We start from the raw sequence: 17,073 nt of genomic DNA, 5'->3' as shown, positions 1-17,073 counted from the left end.
GCGGCAGCCGGCTGCGCAGCCTCGTGCCGCAGGCGGCGCCGCGGAGAACCGCTGCTCCCCGTCCGTCAGCCCCGATACCCCCCCTCCGGCGCGGGCGGCCGGCCGAACCCCCGGTTCCAGCTCAGGCGCTCGGAGCCCCGGACCCCTAAGATGGGGAACGGCCCTGGGTGGGAACATCGCGCCGGCTCCGGCGTTGAGATCAACGAGGCACGCACGCCGGCTCGCGAACTCGCTGGATGCCGGCGCCGGGAGGACGCCCACCGAGGCCCTACGCTCGTGCCCGCATGCGAAGGAGATTTCATGGCTCGACCAGGCCAGCGCCGAACGGGTGCTCGCCGTCCCGCCCCGAACAACCAGCGGGGCCGCCATCGCGGCGACGTCATCGCGCTGCTCGCCGGCACCGCCCGCGAAGTCGAGGCGGCGGCCCAGCGCGGACGCGTGACGCCCGCTGTCCGCACGAAGTTCCACGCGGTCGCCCTGCTGCTGCGGGACGAGCGTGCCCGCCTGCGCAAGGACGCCGCCGGCTCCGAGAACCACCGCTCCGAGCAGCTCAAACGCCTCGACGGCATCGCGCAGATCCTCGCGACCACCGCGGTCCGCGACGTCGAGTTGATGGCACTGCTCGACGAGGACGCGGTCGTCGCCGACTCCGTCCGCTCGCTCAAGCGCGAGATGCTGCTCTCCGCCGGCCTCGAGCCGGCCCCCGAGGAAGCGCCGCCGCCCGCCGAGACCCCGGCCGCCCCCGAGCGCCGCGTGGTGCCGCAGTCGGTAGCGACCCGCCAGCTGGCGACCCCGTTCCTTGCCCCCGACTACTCTGCGTATGCACAGCGCTCCACTGCCCGGCCGCGCCGGCTGGCCAGCTGGGAGCTGCTCGGCCCGCTGCTCAGCTCGTTCGAGCGCGCCGGCAGCGGTGACTCCGCGTGCATGACGCTGCCCGCGCCCTCCACGCGCTACCCGAAGCTGATGGCCCACCAGGCCCGGCTGGTCGCCGCGGCCGCGGCCGGCCACCGCACTTTCCTGCTCGCCGACGAGCCCGGCCTGGGCAAGACCGCTCAGGCGCTGCTCGCGGCCGAGGCCGCCGACGCGTACCCGCTGCTCGCCGTCGTGCCGAACGTCGTCAAGACCAACTGGGCCCGCGAGGCCGGCCTCTGGACGCCGAACCGCCCGGTCACCGTCGTGCAGGGCAACGGCGACACCGTCGACGGCTACGCCGACATCGTCGTCGTCAACTACGAGGTGCTCGACCGGCACGTGGGCTGGCTCGGCAACTTCGGCTTCCGCGGGATGGTCGTCGACGAGGCGCACTTCATCAAGAACAAGACGTCGCAGCGCTCGCAGCACGTCCTCGAGCTGGCCGAGCGGATCCGGTCGCGCACCGCGCAGCCGCTGCTCATGGCGCTCACCGGCACCCCGCTGATCAACGACATCGACGACTTCCGGGCCATCTGGCAGTTCCTCGGCTGGATCGACGACACGAAGCCGCTCGGCGAGCTGATGCAGGCACTGGAAGACACCGGCCTGACGCCCGCCGACCCGGGCTTCTACCCGGCCGCCCGCGAGGCCGTCGTCGAGCAGGGCATCGTCCGGCGCCGCAAGGTCGACGTCGCCGCCGACATCCCCGACCGCCGCATCGCCGACCTGCCCGTCGAACTCGACGGTTCCGCCGGCCGGTCGATCCGCGCGGCCGAGCGGAAGCTCGCCCGCCGCATGGTCGAGCAGTACTCCCTCGCCGGGGGCCCGGCCGACGTCGTCGACGAGGTCCTCGTCCGCCGCATCGCGCGGGCCGAGCTCAAGGACTCCACGACGACGTCCGGCGAGAACGTGTTCAGCATGATGCGACGTATCGGGCAGGCGAAGGCCGGCCCGGCCGCCGACTACGCCGCCCAGCTGGCCCGCAGCGCCGGCAAGGTCGTCTTCTTCGCCAAACACGTCGACGTGATGGACGAGGCGGAAGAGATCTTCGAGAAGCAGGGGGTGCAGTACGCGTCGATCCGGGGGGACCAGACCCCCAAGGCGCGGCAGCGCAACATCGACGCGTTCGTGAACGACCCCGACGTCGCGATCGCCGTCTGTTCGCTGACCGCGGCCGGCGTGGGCCTCAACCTGCAGGTCGCGTCGAACGTCGTGCTGGCCGAGCTGTCGTGGACCGACGCCGAGCAGACCCAGGCCATCGACCGGAGCCACCGGATCGGCCAGACCGAGCCGGTCACCGCGTGGCGCATCATCGCCGCGCAGACGATCGACGCCCGGATCGCCGAGCTGATCGACACCAAGGCCGGCCTGGCCGCCCGGGCGCTGGACGGGTCCGACGAGGAGATCGTCCCGTCGGCCGACGTCCAGCTGGAGGCGCTGGTCGCGCTGCTCACCGAGGCCCTGCAGAAGTAGCCCTACTTGACCGCACCGGCGGTCAGCCCGGCCACGAAGTACTTCTGCAGGAACAGGAATGCGGCCACGACCGGCACGCTGACGACCAGCGACGCGGCCATGATCTGGTTCCAGTAGACGTCGTACTGGGTGGAGTAACCGGCGAGACCGACGGCGACCGTCCGGGTGGTCTCGTCGGTCATGACCGACGCGAACAGGACCTCGCCCCAGGCGGTCATGAACGCGTAGACCGTCACCGCGAGGATGCCCGGCACCGCGGTCGGGATCAGGACGCGGAACAGGATCCGCATCGGACCGGCGCCGTCGACGGCGGCGGCCTCGTCCAGCTCGCGGGGGATCGAGTCGAAGTAGCCGACGAGCATCCAGATCGAGAACGGCAGCGAGAACGTCAGATAGGTGATGATCAGGCCGGTCCGGCTCGCGTAGAGCTCGATCCCGGTGGCCCGGCCGACGTTCACGTAGATCAGGAACAGCGGCAGCAGGAACAGGATCCCCGGGAACATCTGGGTGGAGAGCGCGCTGGCGAGGAACAGTCCGCGCCCACGGAACCGCCACCGGCTCGTCGCGTAGGCCGCGAGGATCGCGATCGCGACCGAGAGGACGGCCGCGGACGTCGAGACGATCAGGCTGTTCACCAGGTACTGCCCGAGCGGCACCGTGTCCCACATGTCGACGAAGGCCTCGAACGACACTTTCTGCGGGAGCCAGGTGAACGAGTCGCGGACGTTGGACAGCGGCTTGATCGCGGTCGACAGCATCACGTAGAGCGGAATGACGACGAACAGCGTCAGCAGGGTCAGGACGATCCGGCGCGACCAGCGCTCGGCGGCGGTCTCATGCATCGGCGCGCGCCTTTCGGGTGAAGAACAGGTAGAGCCCGGAGACGATCGACAGGAACAGCAGCAGGCAGACCGACATGGCCGAGCCGAGGCCGAAGTTCCAGGTCACGAACGAGCTCTCGTAGATGTGGATCGAGATCAGGTCGGCTTGATCCGGTGCGCTCTTGCCGAACAGGACGTACGGGGTGTTGAAGTCGTTGAACGTCCACAGGAACAGGACCAGCAGCAGGACCTGGTTGACCGGGCGCAGCATCGGCAGCGTCACCGCCCGCAGCCGGCGCCAGAACCCGGCCCCGTCCATGTACGCGGCCTCGTAGAGGTCCTGGGGAACGCCCTGCAGCCCCGCCATCAGGCACAGGAACGCGAACGGCCAGTGCTTCCAGACCATCACGATCACCAGCGACCAGAAGCTGTTGCCGCCGATCAGCCAGAACGGCCGGTCGTCGACGAGATGCAACTGGTCGACGAGCACGTGGTTCAGTGCCCCGGTGTCGCGCTGCAACAGGAAGCTCCAGATGATCACCGCCGCGTAGACCGGCAGCGCATACGGCGTCAGAAAGAGCGTCCGCAAGAGGGCGCGGCCGCGGAACGGACGCTGCAGCAGCACGGCCGCGGCCAGGCCGAGTCCGTAGGACAGGCCGACCACCAGGATCGTGCAGGCGATCGTCACCCAGAACGAGTGCAGGAGTTCCTTGCCGGTCGCGCTGTCGACGTCGAGCGAGACCTTGTAGTTGTCCAGGCCGATGAACGGGGCGCCGGACCAGTCGCGGATGTGGAACTGGGTGAGTTCTCGCAGGCTCATCCAGATGCCGGTGAGCATCGGGATGACGTGCACGGCCAGTTCCAGCACGATGGCCGGAATCAGCAGCAGGTACGGCAGGGCCGGCGTCCGGCGGCGTTTCCGGGGCTTTCGGGTCGGCTCCGGGGGCGCTTCGTCGGGGGCCGAGAGCGTGGTCGTCATGGCGAAGGGGTCCTTTCCGGCCAGCCGGTCCGGGAGCGGGCGCTCCCGGACCGGCTCGGCGTTACTTGACCTGCTCCTCGGCGGTCTTCAGCTTGTCCTGGATCTCGGCGACCGACGGCGACTTGCCCTTGGCGGCCGCGGCGAAGAGGTCGTTCATGACGCCACCGATCAACGTCTCGTACTGGCTCTCCTCGGGCACCTGCGGCAGCGGGGCGGCGGTGGCGGCGAGCGTGTCGGCGATCACCTTCTGCTCCGGTCCGGCGAACGCCGGGTCGTCGGACAGCGTCACGACCGACGGCAGCGAGCCGTAGGCCTTGTTGAGCACGGTCTGCTCCTCGTCGCTGGTCATGAACTTCACGAAGTTCAGCGCACCCTCCTGGTTCTTGGAGTGCTTGAAGATCGCGATGTTGATGCCGGCGACCATGCTGTCGACCTTCTTGCCCCCGGCCGGCGGGTTGGCCAGGAACGGCACCGGGGCGACGCCCCACTGGTCGGGCTTCATGCCGTGCAGGGCGAGCTGCTGGCCGGCCGCCTGCCAGAGCAGCATGGCCGCCTTGCCGCTGGCGAAGTCGGTGACCGACTCGTTCTGCGCGTACTCGGCGTTGCCCGGGTTCGTGATCTTGTCGGCGGCCAGGAAGTCGACGTACCGCTTGATCGCCTCGGCGTTCTGCGGGGTGTCGAACGTCGGCTTGCCCTCCGCGTCGAACCACTCGCCGCCGTACTGCTGGGAGAGGATGAACGCGTGGTGCGAGTGCGCCGAGACGTGGGCGCCCTCCTGGGCCAGGCCCCACTTGCCGCCCTTGGTCAGCTTCTTGCCGTCGGCGACCAGCTCCTCCCACGTCGCCGGCGGCTTGGTGATACCGGCCTCGGCGAACATCTTCTTGTTGTAGTAGAGCGCGTAGGCGAGGCTGTAGAGCGGCACGGCCGTGGGCGGCTTGCCCTTGGCGCCGGCCGCGGCCAGCGCCGACGGGACGAACCGGTTCGTGCCGCCGACCTTGCCGATCGTCGCGTCGTCGAACGGCACGAACGCGTCGGTGGCCTGGAGGCTCGCCGACCAGGTGTTACCGATGTTGACGACGTCCGGGCCCTGGCCGCTGGTGGCCGCGGCCAGCAGACGGTTGAGCAGGTCGGACCACGGAACGACCTCGACCTTCACCTTGATGCCGGTCTGCTTCTCGAACTTGGCCAGCTCGGGCTTGAGGATCTCGGCGTCCTTGGCCAGGCTGATGCTCTGGTTGCTGGCCCAGTAGGTGAGCGTCTTGGAGTCGCCACCGGAGCCGCCGGAGCCGCCACAAGCGGCCAGGGTCGACGCCAGTAACGCGGCGGCGGCCACCGTTGCGATTCGTCGTTTGAACACACGCTGTCCTTTCCAGGGGCGCCGGCCTGCTCGGTGGGTGCGGGGTTCCGTGCGGGCGGAACCTCGGCCGAGGGCCTGCGGATGGGGAGCGGCGGGAGTCCAGAGCGTACGGATATTTCAACTTTGCAACCGAGAAGTGTCAGATCGAAGCGACGAACGGCGGGTTGCAAGCGCCGAATGGAAGCGCTTTCCTGTGAGCGGTCTCGACGTAACAGAAGGGACGTGAACGATGACCGCTCCGCACGCCGCAGGAGACGTCCCGGTCATGCCCCTCCCCGAACTGACGCTGCCCGCGTTGAGGCAAGCAGTCGCGACTCTCGTCCCCTCCAGGCTGCCGGAGTTCTTCAACGACATGCAGGCGGCGTTCGTGCGTGCCGGCGATGAAGACAGCGTCACTCCGATCCGGATGTTCTACCGTCAGTGGGGCGTCGTCATCGAGATCGAACGACACCCGCATACGGCCGCCCGCCTGCACGCCGCAGAACGTGCCGTCGACGATCCGGACCCCGACACTCGAGCGCGGGCGATCCGGGAGGCCGGAGAGATCGTTCGCGCTGCCCATCGCGAACTCGCCGGTGGCTGATTGGCGTTGGGGCTGTGACCCCGACGACCTCCTCGATGAACTCGACGAGGAAGTCCGAGCGCAACCTGACTGACATTCGGGGCCAGCAGATCGTTGTCGTTCAGGTCGCCTGGTTCGGCTGACCGCCGACCCGGTCAGCTTCTTGGCGCGGCCGGCGTCGGGCGGGCCTCAGCGGGTGACCGGGTCGTCCGGAGCGGCTTCTCCGTCCAGGGCGGACAGATCCGCCACCCCTTCCCAATCCCCCGCATGCCGGCACGCCGCCGCCCCGAGCAGGGCACCGGTCCGCAACCGACGCGACGGCCCGTGCCCCGCTACCAGCTCGGCCAGGTACCCGCCGACGAAGGCGTCGCCCGCCCCCACCGTGTCGACCACCCCGTCGAGCGGCACGGCCGGTACCGCGTACAGCTCCCCGTCGATTCCCGCGACAGCGCCGGCTGCCCCGGCCGTCACCACCACGTGCGAATACCCCCGCTCGCCCAACGCCACCGCCGCCGCTCCGGCGCCGCCTCCGCCCAAACCCGAGACCCCGCCCGGACTCGAGCCCCCGCCCGGTTCCGAGACCCCGCCCGGTTCCGGGCTCACCCCACCCCAGCCCGGAATCAGATACGGAACCTCCTCGAGGCTCGCGAACAGCACGTCGGCCCGCGACGCGATCTCGCGGTAGACCGGCGCGGCCGTCTCCCCCTCCCACAGACGGCCGCGATGGTTCACGTCGAACGAGACCGTTGCGCCCGCGGTCTTCGCCCGGTCGAGCAGGTGGTCGACCGCCGACCGCGCCTCCGGCGAGAGCGCGGGCGTGATGCCGGTGAGGTGGACCAGCGTCGCGCCGGTCAGCGGGATCCGGTCGACGTCGGCCGGGCTCAGCCGGCTGCCCGCGCTCCCCCTCCGGTAGTAGACGACGCTGGTCCGCCCACCGGCGTCGAGCTCCTTGACCAGCAGACCCGTCGGGTTCTCCCGGTCCACGACCGGGTGCACGTCGACGCCTTCCGCGCGCAGTTCCCGGACGACGCGACGCCCCAGCGAGTCGTCGCCCACCCGTCCGAACCAGCTGACCGGCACACCGCGGCGGGCCAGGGCCATCGCGACGTTGCCCTCGGCGCCGCCGGTCGAGACCGCGACCCGGGGCGCCGACCACAGCGGACCGTCGTCGCCGGCGCGGAACACCGCCAGGGCCTCCCCCACGGTCACCACGCGCTCGATCATCGGCCGACCGCCGCGCGGAACGCGCGGGCCCGCGCGGTGATCTCGTCGAACCGGCCGGCGGCGATCTCGGCCCGGGGCGCGATCCAGCTGGTGCTCACGGTCAGCACCGCGTCGAGGTCGTACTCGGCCGCGTTGTCGAGGCTGATCCCGCCGCTGGGGACGAACCGGACGTCCGGGAACGGACCGCGCAGAGCCGAGATCATCCCGGCCCCACCGAGCTGCGCGGCCGGGAACAGCTTCACGGTCGAGTGGCCGGCCGCACCGGCCGCGAGCACCTCGCTGGCCGTCGCCACGCCGGGAATCAGGGCGATCCCCCGCCCCGAGGCAGCAAGGCTGAGCTCACGATCGAATCCCGGGCTCACCGCGAAACGCGCCCCCGCGTCCACCGCCCGGTCGAGCTGCGAAGAGCCGACCACGGTGCCCGCCCCGACCAGGAACCCCTCCAGATCGGCCACCGCGGCGACCGCGTCGAGCGCGTCCGGCGTCCGCAGGGTGATCTCCGCGCACGGCACCCCGCCCTCGGCGAGGGCGTGCGCCAGCGGCACGCACCGGCCCGGGTCGTCGATGACGACGACCGGCAGCACCCGGATCCGGGCGAGCTCGTCCTCGATCATCTGCCCAGCCACCCACCGTCCACCGGCAGGATCGTGCCCGAGACGTAGTCCGACGCGGCCGAGCTGAGGAAGACGGCCGCGCCCGCGAGGTCGTCGCCGTTCCCCCACCGTCCGGCCGGGATCCGTTCCAGGATCGAGCTGGACCGCACCGGGTCCTCGCGCAGCGCCTGCGTGTTGTCGGTGGCGATGTAGCCCGGCGCGATCGCGTTGACGTTCACGCCCCGCCCGGCCCACTCGTTGGCCAGCGCCCGGGTGAGCCCGGCGATCCCGGACTTCGCGGCCGCGTACCCGGGGACGTTGATGCCGCCCTGGAAGCTCAGCAGGCTCGCGGTGAAGATGATCTTGCCCCGCCCGCGCTCCAGCATCGGCCCGGCGACCAGCTGGGTCAGCACGAACTGGCTGGACAGGTCGACCTCGAGCACGCGGTCCCACCACTCCAGCGGGTGCTCGATCGCCGGCGCCCGCTCGATCGTCCCGGCGTTGTTGACCAGGATGTCCGGGGCCCGCTCGGCGAGCTCGGCGCCCAGGGCGCACACCGCCCCACGGTCGGCGAAGTCCACCGCGCGCGCCTCGAACGTCCGGCCGAGGCCCTGGATCGTCTTCCCGACCTCGTCGTCCGGGCCCAGCTGGGCGCTGACCCCGACGACGTCGGCTCCGGCCGCGGCCAGGGCCTCGGCCATCGCCCGGCCGATCCCCCGCCGGGCTCCGGTGACGACGGCGAGCCGGCCGCTGAGGTCGAACAGGCCGCTCATGCGCCGGCCACGTCGACGAGGATCTTCATGGCCCGGCCGGCCGAGAGATCGGCCATGGCTCCGGGTGTCCCGTCGAGGGGCACGACCCCCGTGATCAGCTCGTCCGCCGGGATGACGCCCCCGTGCAGCAGCTCGATCGCGCGCTCGAAGTCGGATCGCTGGTAGACCCGGGCTCCGAGCAGGCGCAGCTCGCGCCAGAAGACCCGTTGCAGGTCGATCTCGCGGGCCGCGGCGTGAATCGCGACGACGACGATCGTGCCCCGGACCTTGGCCAGCGCAGTGGTGGACCGAGCCGCCGCGGCCGCGCCCGACACCTCGAACACCACGTCGGCTCCGGTGCCTCCGGTCCACCCCTCGACGAACTCGGGGACGTCGTCCGTAGCCGGATCGACGACGTCGAACCCGAGCGCGGAGGCCAGGCCACGACGGCCCGGATCGACCTCGGCCACCAGCACACGCGCACCCGCGTGCCGGGCCACGCACGCGATCAGGACGCCGATCGGACCGCCGCCGAGCACGACGGCGCGGTCTCCGACCTGTAATTCCGAGCGCCGGACGTCGTGGACCGCGACGGCCACCGGCTCCACCAGCGCGGCCGTGCGCAGGCTCAGATCGGCCGGGAGCGGCACCGCGATCGAGGCCGGGACGTTCCACCGCTGCTGCAGCGCTCCGGGCGAGTCGATGCCGACGAACGTCAGGTTCTGGCAGATGTGCTGGTGGCCGGCCAGGCAGGCCGCGCAGGTGCCGTCCCAGAGCAGCGGCATCACGGTCAGCGGGTCACCGACCGCCCAGCCCTCCACGCCCGGTCCGACCGCGGCGACGGTCCCGGAGGCCTCGTGGCCGAAGACCAGCGGCGTCTTCACGCGCGCGTCCATGTTGCCGTGGGCGATGTGGAGGTCGGTTCCGCAGAGCCCGCAGTAGGCCACCGCGACCTGCAGTTCGCCTGGTCCGGGCGGTTCGGCGGTCACCGGCGTCGTCCGCAGCAGGCCTTCGCCTTCGTAGGCCACACCAATCATCGACGAGCTCACTTTCCTCTCGCTCTTGCAAACATCATACGTGTGACCTTATGGTCTGGCCCCAACGTAGTTGGCGTCAAGGACGACGACAGAAAAGGACAACGACATGGTTCGGTTCAGAGCCGCTCGACGGTCCCGGCTTGCGGCCCTCGGCGCCGCCGGTGCCCTCGTTCTCGCGCTCACCGCCTGTAACGGCGGCGGCGACACCACCACCGGTTCGTACGGCTTCCCCCAGGTCAAGCAGGACGACAAGTCGACGATCACGGTCTGGGTGGACGCCGACCGCACCAAGGCCGCCGACGCGTTCGTCAAGGCCAACCCCGACGTCAAGGTCAAGGTCGTGACCTACGACGGGTCGGCGAACGGCTCGAACTCCTTCCGGACGAAGATGCAGCTCTTCGACCGGGCGGGCAGCGGCTGGCCGGACGTCGTGTTCTCGTCCCAGAACAACGACGCGGCCTGGGCCAGCCAGAAGAGCAACGGCAAGCAGGCGTTCGCGGCCGTGCTCAACGACGGGCTGGTCAAGAAAGAGACGCTCGACCAGTTCACCGCGGGCGCGCTGAACCCGTGCACGGTCGAGGGCAAGGTGTACTGCCTGCGCAACGACCTGGCCCAGGCCGTGCTCTGGTACAACAAGAAGCTGCTCGACCAGTTCGGCTACCAGGTCCCCAAGACCTGGGAGGAGTACCAGGCCCTGGGCGTGAAGGTCGGCCAGGAGCACCCCGGGTACATCGTCGGCACGGTCGGCGACGCCTGGACGCCCGAGGTCTTCTTCTGGGCCAGCAAGTGCCAGGCCAACGGCATCACCGGCCCGAAGTCGGTCACGGTCGATCTCGACAGCGACCAGTGCAAGCGCGCCGCCACGATGCTCGACACGCTGATCAAGAACGGCACGATGCCGAACGTCAGCGTCTTCACGCCCGAGTTCGTGCAGAAGTACTCCGGCAAGGTGCTCCTGATGCCCGGCCCGGCCTGGTACGCGGGGGCGATCTTCAACAACCCGGACTCGCTCAACGTCCCCAAGGGTGAGCTCGGCGTGGCCGCCCCGCCCGCCTGGGGCAGCGACGAGGCCGTGACCGGCAACGTCGGCGGCGGCACCTGGTTCGTCAGCAGCCACTCGAAGAACCTCGAGGCCGCGGAGTCGTTCGCCCGGTTCGTCACGACGGCCGACGACTACCAGGTCAACGTCGCCCCGGGCTACCCGGCGTACGCGCCGGCCGCCGAGAAGTGGGTGAAGAAGCAGGAGACCAGCGGCTACTACGCCACCGACCTGTCGGCCGTGGTCAAGGCCGGCACGTCGATCTGGGACGGCTGGGGATCCGGGATCTTCAGCCAGGAGGCCGTCTGGGCCAAGACCGTCACCCCGGCGATCGCCGACGGCAAGAGCCTGGTCTCGCTGCTCCCCGAGTGGGAGCAGGCGATCAAGAACCAGGCGCAGGTGAACGGCTACACGGTCAAATGACCGTTGTCGCCGAAGCGGCCGCGGTAGCGGGGCGGGCGGCCATCCGGCCGCCCGTCCGGCGCCGCAACGCGATGAGCTACGGCTTCGTCTCGCTCTACGCGGCGCTCGCGCTGGCGTTCGGGATCCTGCCCACGCTCTACGCGGTCTACCTGGCCTTCACCGACGCCGAGGGGCGCTTCGCCGGGGTCGCGAACTTCTCCAAGGTGGTCGACGACTTCCGGTTCTGGCCCGCGGTCCGGCACGTGGCCTTCTATCTCGGCATCTGGCTCGTCGCGCTGGTCGTCCTGGTGACGCTGCTCGCGGTCGTGGTGCACGCGATCAAGGTCCGCTGGCTGAGCCGGACCCTGCGGTTCGTCTTCTACCTGCCCGGAGCGCTGGCCGGCGCGTCGAGCGTGCTGCTCTGGCTGTTCGTGCTCGACCCGACGGCCAGCCCGGTCGGCGGCCTGCTGAAGCTGTTCGGCTTCGACAGCTTCGTGCAGGTCATCGTCCCGGGGAACCTGCCGGTCATCTTCGCGATCATCGCGTTCTGGACGGGCGCGGGCGGCTGGATCGTCATCATGTACGGCGCGCTGAACAACATCAGCGACGACGTCATGGAGGCGGCCCGGATGGACGGCGCGAACCCGGTCCAGATCGCCTGGAACATCCAGCTGCCGATGTTGCGCAAGTGGATCTCGTACATGGGCATCATGTCGCTCGCCGCGGGCACCCAGCTCTTCGTCGAGCCGCAGTTGCTCTCCCAGGCCAGCAACGCGATCGTCCCGAACGACTACTCGCTCAACCAGCTGGCCTACCAGTACGCGTTCCAGCAGAACGACTTCAACGGAGCGGCCGCCATCTCGTTGCTGCTGCTCGTCATCGCCCTGGCGCTGTCGGCCGTCTTCGTGACGCGCGGCGGCCTGTTCGAGCGGGATTGAGACATGAGAACCAGCGTGAGCGGCTGGAGCGGACGGACGATCGTCACCGTCATGGTGGCGGTCTTCGTCCTGTTCTTCGCCATCCCGATCGTCTGGCTGGTGCTGGCCACCACGAAGACGGCCCGCGGGCTGATCACCGACAACCCGTTCGCCCCGGGCAGTCCCGGGCACCTGGCCACGAACTGGACCCAGCTGTTCGACTTCCAGGACGGCGCGGTCACCACCTGGATCGGCAACTCGGCCCTGTACTCGGCCGGCGCGCTGGTGATCACGCTGGTCGCCAGCATCCCGGCCGGCTACGCGCTGGCGCTGACCGAGTTCCGGGGCCGCCGGCTGCTGCTCGTCCTGACCCTGATCGTCATGCTGATCCCGAACACGGCGCTGGTGCTGCCGATCTTCCTGGAGCTGAACGTCGTCGGCCTGATCGGCAGCCCGCTGTCGGTGATCCTGCCGATGTCGTTCTTCCCGTTCGGGGTGTACCTCACGTACATCTACTTCTCGACGAGCATCCCGCGCGATCTGCTGGCGGCCGCCCGGATCGACGGCTGCCGGGAGTACCAGGTCTTCACCAAGGTCGCGCTGCCGCTGGCCGCGCCGATCGTGGCCCTGGTCGCGTTCTTCAGCTTCGTCCAGAACTGGAACAACTTCTTCCTGCCATTCGTGATGCTGCCCTCCAGCGACGGCTACCCGGTGCAGGTGGGGCTGACGTCCCTGCTCGCGTCGACGCCGGCGTTCAACCCGAGCTCGGCCGGTGTGCAGTCGGTGCAGCTGCCCACGCTCGCGCTGGCGACCATCGTCTCGGTGCTGCCGGTGCTCCTCGTTTTCCTCGTGTCACAACGCTTCTTGGTCGCCGGCATGACGGCGGGCGGGACCAAGGAGTGAGCCCCACTAAGGAGTCTCTATGAAGATCACCGGTTATCGCAGTCTGCTCACCACGCACGAGTGGGGCAGGCTGACCGGTGATGCCAACGGGGTGATGCCCGGACCGCAGACCGACGTCCACGTGTTGATCCTCGAGACCGACAGCGGTCTCGAGGGGGTGGGCGTCGGCGCGCACGGCGACATCGACCGGGTGTTCGACGCCGTCGAGGGCGAGGACCCGCGCGCGGTCACCGCGCTCTACGACCGGATGCTGAACCGCGTCTTCAAGACCGGACACGCGGGCGCGGTCTTCGGGGCGATCGGCGCGATCGACATGGCACTCTGGGACCTCAAAGCGAAGGCGGCCGACGAGCCGCTGTGGCGCACCCTGGGAGCTCTGGATCGCTACGTACCCGGCTACGCGTCCGGCCTGGACATCGCGCTCGACGACGAGGCGCTGGTCGAGGTGTACGAGCGCTACGCCGAGCGCGGCTTCAGCGCGGCCAAGCTCAAGGGCGGCCACGACGCCACCCACGACCTGCGCCGGCTCCTCGCCGTCCGCGACGTCCTCGGCCGCAACTCGGCCCGTCCCGCGCTCATGCTCGACGCCAACGAGTCCTGGAACCGCAGCCAGGCGGTGCGGTACGTGAGCGAGCTGGAGAACTCGATCGACCTGGCCTGGATCGAGGAGCCGCTGCGCCGTTGGGACGCGGCCGGGCACGCGTCGCTGCGCCAGCACGTCCGGACCGCGGTGGCCACCGGCGAGAACCTGACCGGCCTCGAGCAGTACCGCCCGCTGTTCGACGCCGACGCGGTCGACATCGTCCAGGTCGGCAACGTCTGGGGCATCAGCCACTTCCTCCGGGTGGCCGCGGTCGCGCACAGCCGCGACCTGCCGGTGAGCCCGGTCTCGTACCACGCCAACCCGCTGGCCCACGCGGCCGCCGCGATCCCCAACCACCTGTCGTTCGAGATCCAGCACCTGCATTCGCCGGTCGGGCTCGACATCGACCAGGAGTTCACCGACGGCGGCATCGTCCTCGGCGACGCGCCCGGCCTCGGCATCCGGGTCGACGAGGAGCGCATCCGGGAGGTCCAGGCCGCCCCGTCGCTGGCCCTGGTCTCCGGCCCGCACGTCCGGTCCGAGCGGGCCGGGCTGCGCCTGGTGCCCGACGCCGGACGGCCCGCGTCGGTCGGCGCGACGGCGACTCCGGCATGAGCGCCGACCGGCCCGAGCGGCACGCGCTGGTCGTCGGGCTCCGGCCCGAGCGCCGGGAGGAGTACCTCCGGCTGCACCGGGAGGTCTGGCCCCAGGTCGAGCAGACGCTGCGCGACTGCAACGTCACGAACTACTCGATCTTCGTCACCGGCGACACGCTGTTCGCCTACTACGAGTACGTCGGCGACGACCACGACGCCGACCTGGCCCGGGTCGGCGAGGACCCGGTCACCCGCCAGTGGTGGACGCACACCGACCCGTGCCAGGTGCGCATCCTCGACGAGCGCATCCCGGGCGCGCTGTGGCAGCCCCTCGACGAGATCTGGCACCTCGCGTGAGCGGCCGGATCGACGCGCACGTCCACCTGTGGAACCGCGTCACCGACCCGCAGCCGTGGATCGATCCGGAGACGATGGCGGCGATCGACGCCGACTTCGGGCCGGTCGAGCTGGCCGGGATGCTCGCCGACACCGGCCAGGACCGGGCGGTCGTCGTCCAGGCCGGCAACGACCTCGGCGAGACCGGACGCCTGCTTTGCCACGACGTGCCGGTCGTCGCCGGGGTCGTGGGCTGGGTCGACCTGACCGGGAAGGTCGACGAGCAACTCGACGAGCTCGGCCCGGGGCGGCTGGTCGGGATCCGGCACCTGGTGCACGTGGATCCCGACCCGGACTGGCTGGGCCGGCCCGACGTCGGCGCCTCGCTCGACCGGCTGGCCGCCCGCGGGCTCGCGTTCGACCTGGTCGTCCGCTCGTGGCAGCTGGACCTGGTGCGCACGGTCGTGCAGGCCCACCCCGAGGTGAGGTTCGTGCTCGACCACCTGGGCGGCATCGCCGAAGCGCCCGACGAGGCCGAGTGGGAGCGCGGTGTCCGCGCGCTGGCCGGTCTCCCGAACGTCGCGGTGAAGATCTCCGGCCTGGCCGGGATAGTGCCGGACGCGGCCCGGCTGGCCCGTGTGGTCGGCGTCGCGCTCGAGTCGTTCGGGCCGCACCGGCTGATGTACGGGTCCGACTGGCCGCTGGCGAACCTCGGCGCCGGGTCGGTGGCCTGGCGGTCCGCGGTCGACGCGCTGATCGAGGACCTGAGCGACGACGAGCGCTCGGCGATCGACGGCGGCACCGCGTCCGCGTGGTACCGGCTGTGACGCCCGGGTTCCCGGCCCGGGCGGGGAAGCTCGGGCTCGGCGGCGCGCCGCTGGGCAACTTCGTCACCGCGATCAGCGACGACCAGGCCCGGCGCACGATCGACCGGGCCTGGGACCAGGGCCTCCGCTACTTCGACACCGCGCCGCACTACGGCCTCGGGCTGTCCGAACGCCGGCTCGGGGCCGCACTGCGCGACCGGCCGCGCGAGGAGTTCGTCGTCTCGACGAAGGTCGGGCGGCTGCTCGTCCCCCAAATTCCGGCCCAGGACTGGGACGACGACGGCTTCCGCGTCCCCGGCGCCCTGCGACGGCAGTGGGACTTCTCGCCCGAGGGCGTCGAGCGCTCGCTGTCCGAGAGCCTCGACCGGCTCGGGCTCGACGCGGTCGACATCCTCTACGCGCACGACCCCGACCAGGCCTGGGGTTCGGCGGCCCGGGAGGCGCTCGGGTCGCTGACCCGGCTGCGGGACGCCGGATTGGTCTCGGCGATCGGCATCGGCACGAACTCGACCGCCGGGCTCGCCGACCTGATCGGCGAGGGCCTGGTCGACGTCATCATGCTGGCCAACCGGTACTCGCTGCTCGACCACAGCGCGCTGGAGACCGTGCTCGCGCCGGCCGCGAAGGCCGGCGTCGCCGTGGTGGCGGTCGGCGTCTTCGCGACCGGTCTGCTGTCGACCGCCCGGCCGGCGGCCGGCGCGACGTTCGACTACCGTCCGGCCGACGCCGCCGTCCTCGAGCGGACCGGCCGGATCGCGTCGATCTGTGCCGACCACGGCGTCGACCTCCCGGCCGCCGCGCTCGCCTTCCCGCTGCTGCACCCCGCGGTGTCCGCGGTCGCGGTCGGAATGCGCTCTCCGGACGAGGTCGACGACGACGTCCGGCAGTTCGACGTCGACGTGCCGGCCGGGCTGTGGCGCGACCTGGTCTCGGGCGGGCTGGTACCGCCCGGCGCGGTACCGGGTTAGGACGGCGGGCCGGCCAGGCGGCGCCGCTGCCAGGAGCTGAGGATGTGGTCACGCATCGCCCGCGACGCGCCGTCGACGTCGCCGCGGGCGATCGCGTCGACCACGAGCCCGTGCTCCTCGATCGTGGACTCGAACGCGCCCTGGTAGTCGGCGCCCTGGTAGCGGTTGCTCTCCAGCGCGCGCCGGTACAGCCGCTTGGCGATGTTCTCGGCCAGCCGGTTCCGGGAGATCTCCATGATCGTCAGGTGGAAGACCACGTCCTCCTGGCGGGACGCGTCGCTCTCCTGCTGCATTCCGCGCATCGTCTCGAACACCTGCTGGATGCGCTCGAACTCCTCCGGCGTGTGCCGGGCGGCCACCGCGCCGGCCATCGCCGACTCCAGGTGGCCGCGGACGACCGTCAGCTCGTCGAGGATGCCCAGCGACTCGTCGTTGTCGATCAGCGCGGACAGGATGATCGGGTCGAGCATGTTCCAGGACCCGGACCGGCTCACCTGGGTGCCTCGCCCCTGGGTGACGACGACCAGGCCCTTCTCCTCGAGCCGCTTGACCGACTCGCGGATGACCGTGCGGCTCACCCCGAAGTGCTCGGCGAGCGGGCCCTCCGGCGGCAGCAGGTCGCCCTCGCCGATCTCGCCGGTGACGATCATCTCGACGAGTTCGCTGGTCACGGCCACACCCAGACGCTCCGCGCGGCCACGAGCGGGAAGCGCAAACGCGTCAGCCATGCGTGCAATATACGTGCGCGCTCAGGAGAGCAGACCGGCACGCTGCGCGAGCCCCTGGCCGAGC

Annotated in this window: 17 protein-coding genes; 9 read left to right on the top strand and 8 right to left on the bottom strand. The window is 70.7% G+C overall.

Going from position 1 to position 17,073, the window contains the following annotated elements:
- The first annotated feature begins 300 nt into the window (after nt 1-300).
- Entirely contained in the window at nt 301-2,385 is a 2,085-nt protein-coding gene (locus tag FL583_RS30940) for a DEAD/DEAH box helicase (protein ID WP_142708405.1), read from the top strand.
- 2 nt (nt 2,386-2,387) lie between these two features.
- Here FL583_RS30940 and FL583_RS30935 read toward each other — a convergent pair whose 3' ends face one another.
- From FL583_RS30935 to FL583_RS30925, 3 genes are all read right to left on the bottom strand, one after another.
- Nucleotides 2,388-3,227: a carbohydrate ABC transporter permease gene (locus FL583_RS30935; protein WP_142708404.1), complete on the bottom strand. Its 840-nt coding sequence runs from the start codon at nt 3,225-3,227 to the stop codon at nt 2,388-2,390.
- Entirely contained in the window at nt 3,220-4,185 is a 966-nt protein-coding gene (locus FL583_RS30930; RefSeq protein WP_142708403.1) for a carbohydrate ABC transporter permease, read from the bottom strand. Before FL583_RS30930 ends, FL583_RS30935 begins: the two co-directional genes overlap by 8 nt.
- A 61-nt stretch (nt 4,186-4,246) precedes the next feature.
- Nucleotides 4,247-5,542, bottom strand: a complete 1,296-nt coding sequence (locus FL583_RS30925; protein WP_142708402.1) for an ABC transporter substrate-binding protein — start codon at nt 5,540-5,542, stop codon at nt 4,247-4,249.
- Nucleotides 5,543-5,771: 229 nt separating this feature from the next.
- On the opposite strand from FL583_RS30925, the gene FL583_RS30920 reads away from it, so the two are divergent.
- Complete coding sequence (locus tag FL583_RS30920) at nt 5,772-6,125, top strand: hypothetical protein (protein WP_142708401.1); 354 nt, start codon at nt 5,772-5,774, stop codon at nt 6,123-6,125.
- 168 nt (nt 6,126-6,293) lie between these two features.
- Here the strand turns inward: FL583_RS30920 and FL583_RS30915 are convergent, their stop codons facing one another.
- Genes FL583_RS30915 through FL583_RS30900 form a run of 4 tightly spaced genes read right to left on the bottom strand, consistent with a single transcriptional unit; the run spans nt 6,294 to nt 9,710 of the window.
- Nucleotides 6,294-7,328 carry a sugar kinase gene (locus tag FL583_RS30915; protein ID WP_142708400.1) on the bottom strand — a complete coding sequence of 345 codons (1,035 nt, stop codon included), beginning with the start codon at nt 7,326-7,328 and terminating at the stop codon, nt 6,294-6,296.
- Nucleotides 7,325-7,954 carry a bifunctional 4-hydroxy-2-oxoglutarate aldolase/2-dehydro-3-deoxy-phosphogluconate aldolase gene (locus FL583_RS30910; RefSeq protein ID WP_205752613.1) on the bottom strand — a complete coding sequence of 210 codons (630 nt, stop codon included), beginning with the start codon at nt 7,952-7,954 and terminating at the stop codon, nt 7,325-7,327. The genes FL583_RS30915 and FL583_RS30910 overlap by 4 nt, the downstream gene beginning before the upstream one ends.
- Nucleotides 7,939-8,694, bottom strand: coding sequence for an SDR family oxidoreductase (locus FL583_RS30905; RefSeq protein ID WP_142708399.1), 756 nt, complete (start codon nt 8,692-8,694; stop codon nt 7,939-7,941). Before FL583_RS30905 ends, FL583_RS30910 begins: the two co-directional genes overlap by 16 nt.
- Nucleotides 8,691-9,710, bottom strand: a complete 1,020-nt coding sequence (locus FL583_RS30900; protein WP_142708461.1) for a zinc-dependent alcohol dehydrogenase — start codon at nt 9,708-9,710, stop codon at nt 8,691-8,693. Before FL583_RS30900 ends, FL583_RS30905 begins: the two co-directional genes overlap by 4 nt.
- 106 nt (nt 9,711-9,816) lie before the next feature.
- Here FL583_RS30900 and FL583_RS30895 point away from each other — a divergent pair, with 106 nt between their 5' ends.
- Genes FL583_RS30895 through FL583_RS30865 form a run of 7 tightly spaced genes read left to right on the top strand, consistent with a single transcriptional unit; the run spans nt 9,817 to nt 16,281 of the window.
- The gene (locus tag FL583_RS30895) at nt 9,817-11,172 is read left to right on the top strand and encodes an ABC transporter substrate-binding protein (RefSeq protein WP_142708398.1); all 1,356 of its coding nucleotides are present in this window, start codon (nt 9,817-9,819) and stop codon (nt 11,170-11,172) included.
- Nucleotides 11,169-12,089, top strand: coding sequence for a carbohydrate ABC transporter permease (locus FL583_RS30890; protein WP_142708397.1), 921 nt, complete (start codon nt 11,169-11,171; stop codon nt 12,087-12,089). Before FL583_RS30895 ends, FL583_RS30890 begins: the two co-directional genes overlap by 4 nt.
- Before the next feature lie 3 nt (nt 12,090-12,092).
- Entirely contained in the window at nt 12,093-12,971 is an 879-nt protein-coding gene (locus FL583_RS30885; protein WP_142708396.1) for a carbohydrate ABC transporter permease, read from the top strand.
- Between the two features lie 19 nt (nt 12,972-12,990).
- The gene (locus FL583_RS30880) at nt 12,991-14,169 is read left to right on the top strand and encodes a mandelate racemase/muconate lactonizing enzyme family protein (RefSeq protein WP_142708395.1); all 1,179 of its coding nucleotides are present in this window, start codon (nt 12,991-12,993) and stop codon (nt 14,167-14,169) included.
- Nucleotides 14,166-14,507 carry an L-rhamnose mutarotase gene (locus tag FL583_RS30875; protein ID WP_142708394.1) on the top strand — a complete coding sequence of 114 codons (342 nt, stop codon included), beginning with the start codon at nt 14,166-14,168 and terminating at the stop codon, nt 14,505-14,507. Before FL583_RS30880 ends, FL583_RS30875 begins: the two co-directional genes overlap by 4 nt.
- The gene (locus FL583_RS30870) at nt 14,504-15,313 is read left to right on the top strand and encodes an amidohydrolase family protein (protein ID WP_205752611.1); all 810 of its coding nucleotides are present in this window, start codon (nt 14,504-14,506) and stop codon (nt 15,311-15,313) included. The genes FL583_RS30875 and FL583_RS30870 overlap by 4 nt, the downstream gene beginning before the upstream one ends.
- On the top strand, nt 15,310-16,281 hold the full coding sequence (locus FL583_RS30865) for an aldo/keto reductase (RefSeq protein WP_205752610.1): 972 nt from the start codon (nt 15,310-15,312) through the stop codon (nt 16,279-16,281). Before FL583_RS30870 ends, FL583_RS30865 begins: the two co-directional genes overlap by 4 nt.
- Here the strand turns inward: FL583_RS30865 and FL583_RS30860 are convergent.
- Nucleotides 16,278-17,009, bottom strand: a complete 732-nt coding sequence (locus FL583_RS30860; protein ID WP_205752609.1) for a FadR/GntR family transcriptional regulator — start codon at nt 17,007-17,009, stop codon at nt 16,278-16,280. The genes FL583_RS30865 and FL583_RS30860 overlap by 4 nt on opposite strands.
- Nucleotides 17,010-17,073: the final 64 nt, after the last annotated feature.

The sequence above is a fragment of the Cryptosporangium phraense genome (assembly GCF_006912135.1).
Lineage (GTDB): Bacteria > Actinomycetota > Actinomycetes > Mycobacteriales > Cryptosporangiaceae > Cryptosporangium > Cryptosporangium phraense.
This window is presented reverse-complemented; position numbering and strand designations above follow the sequence as displayed.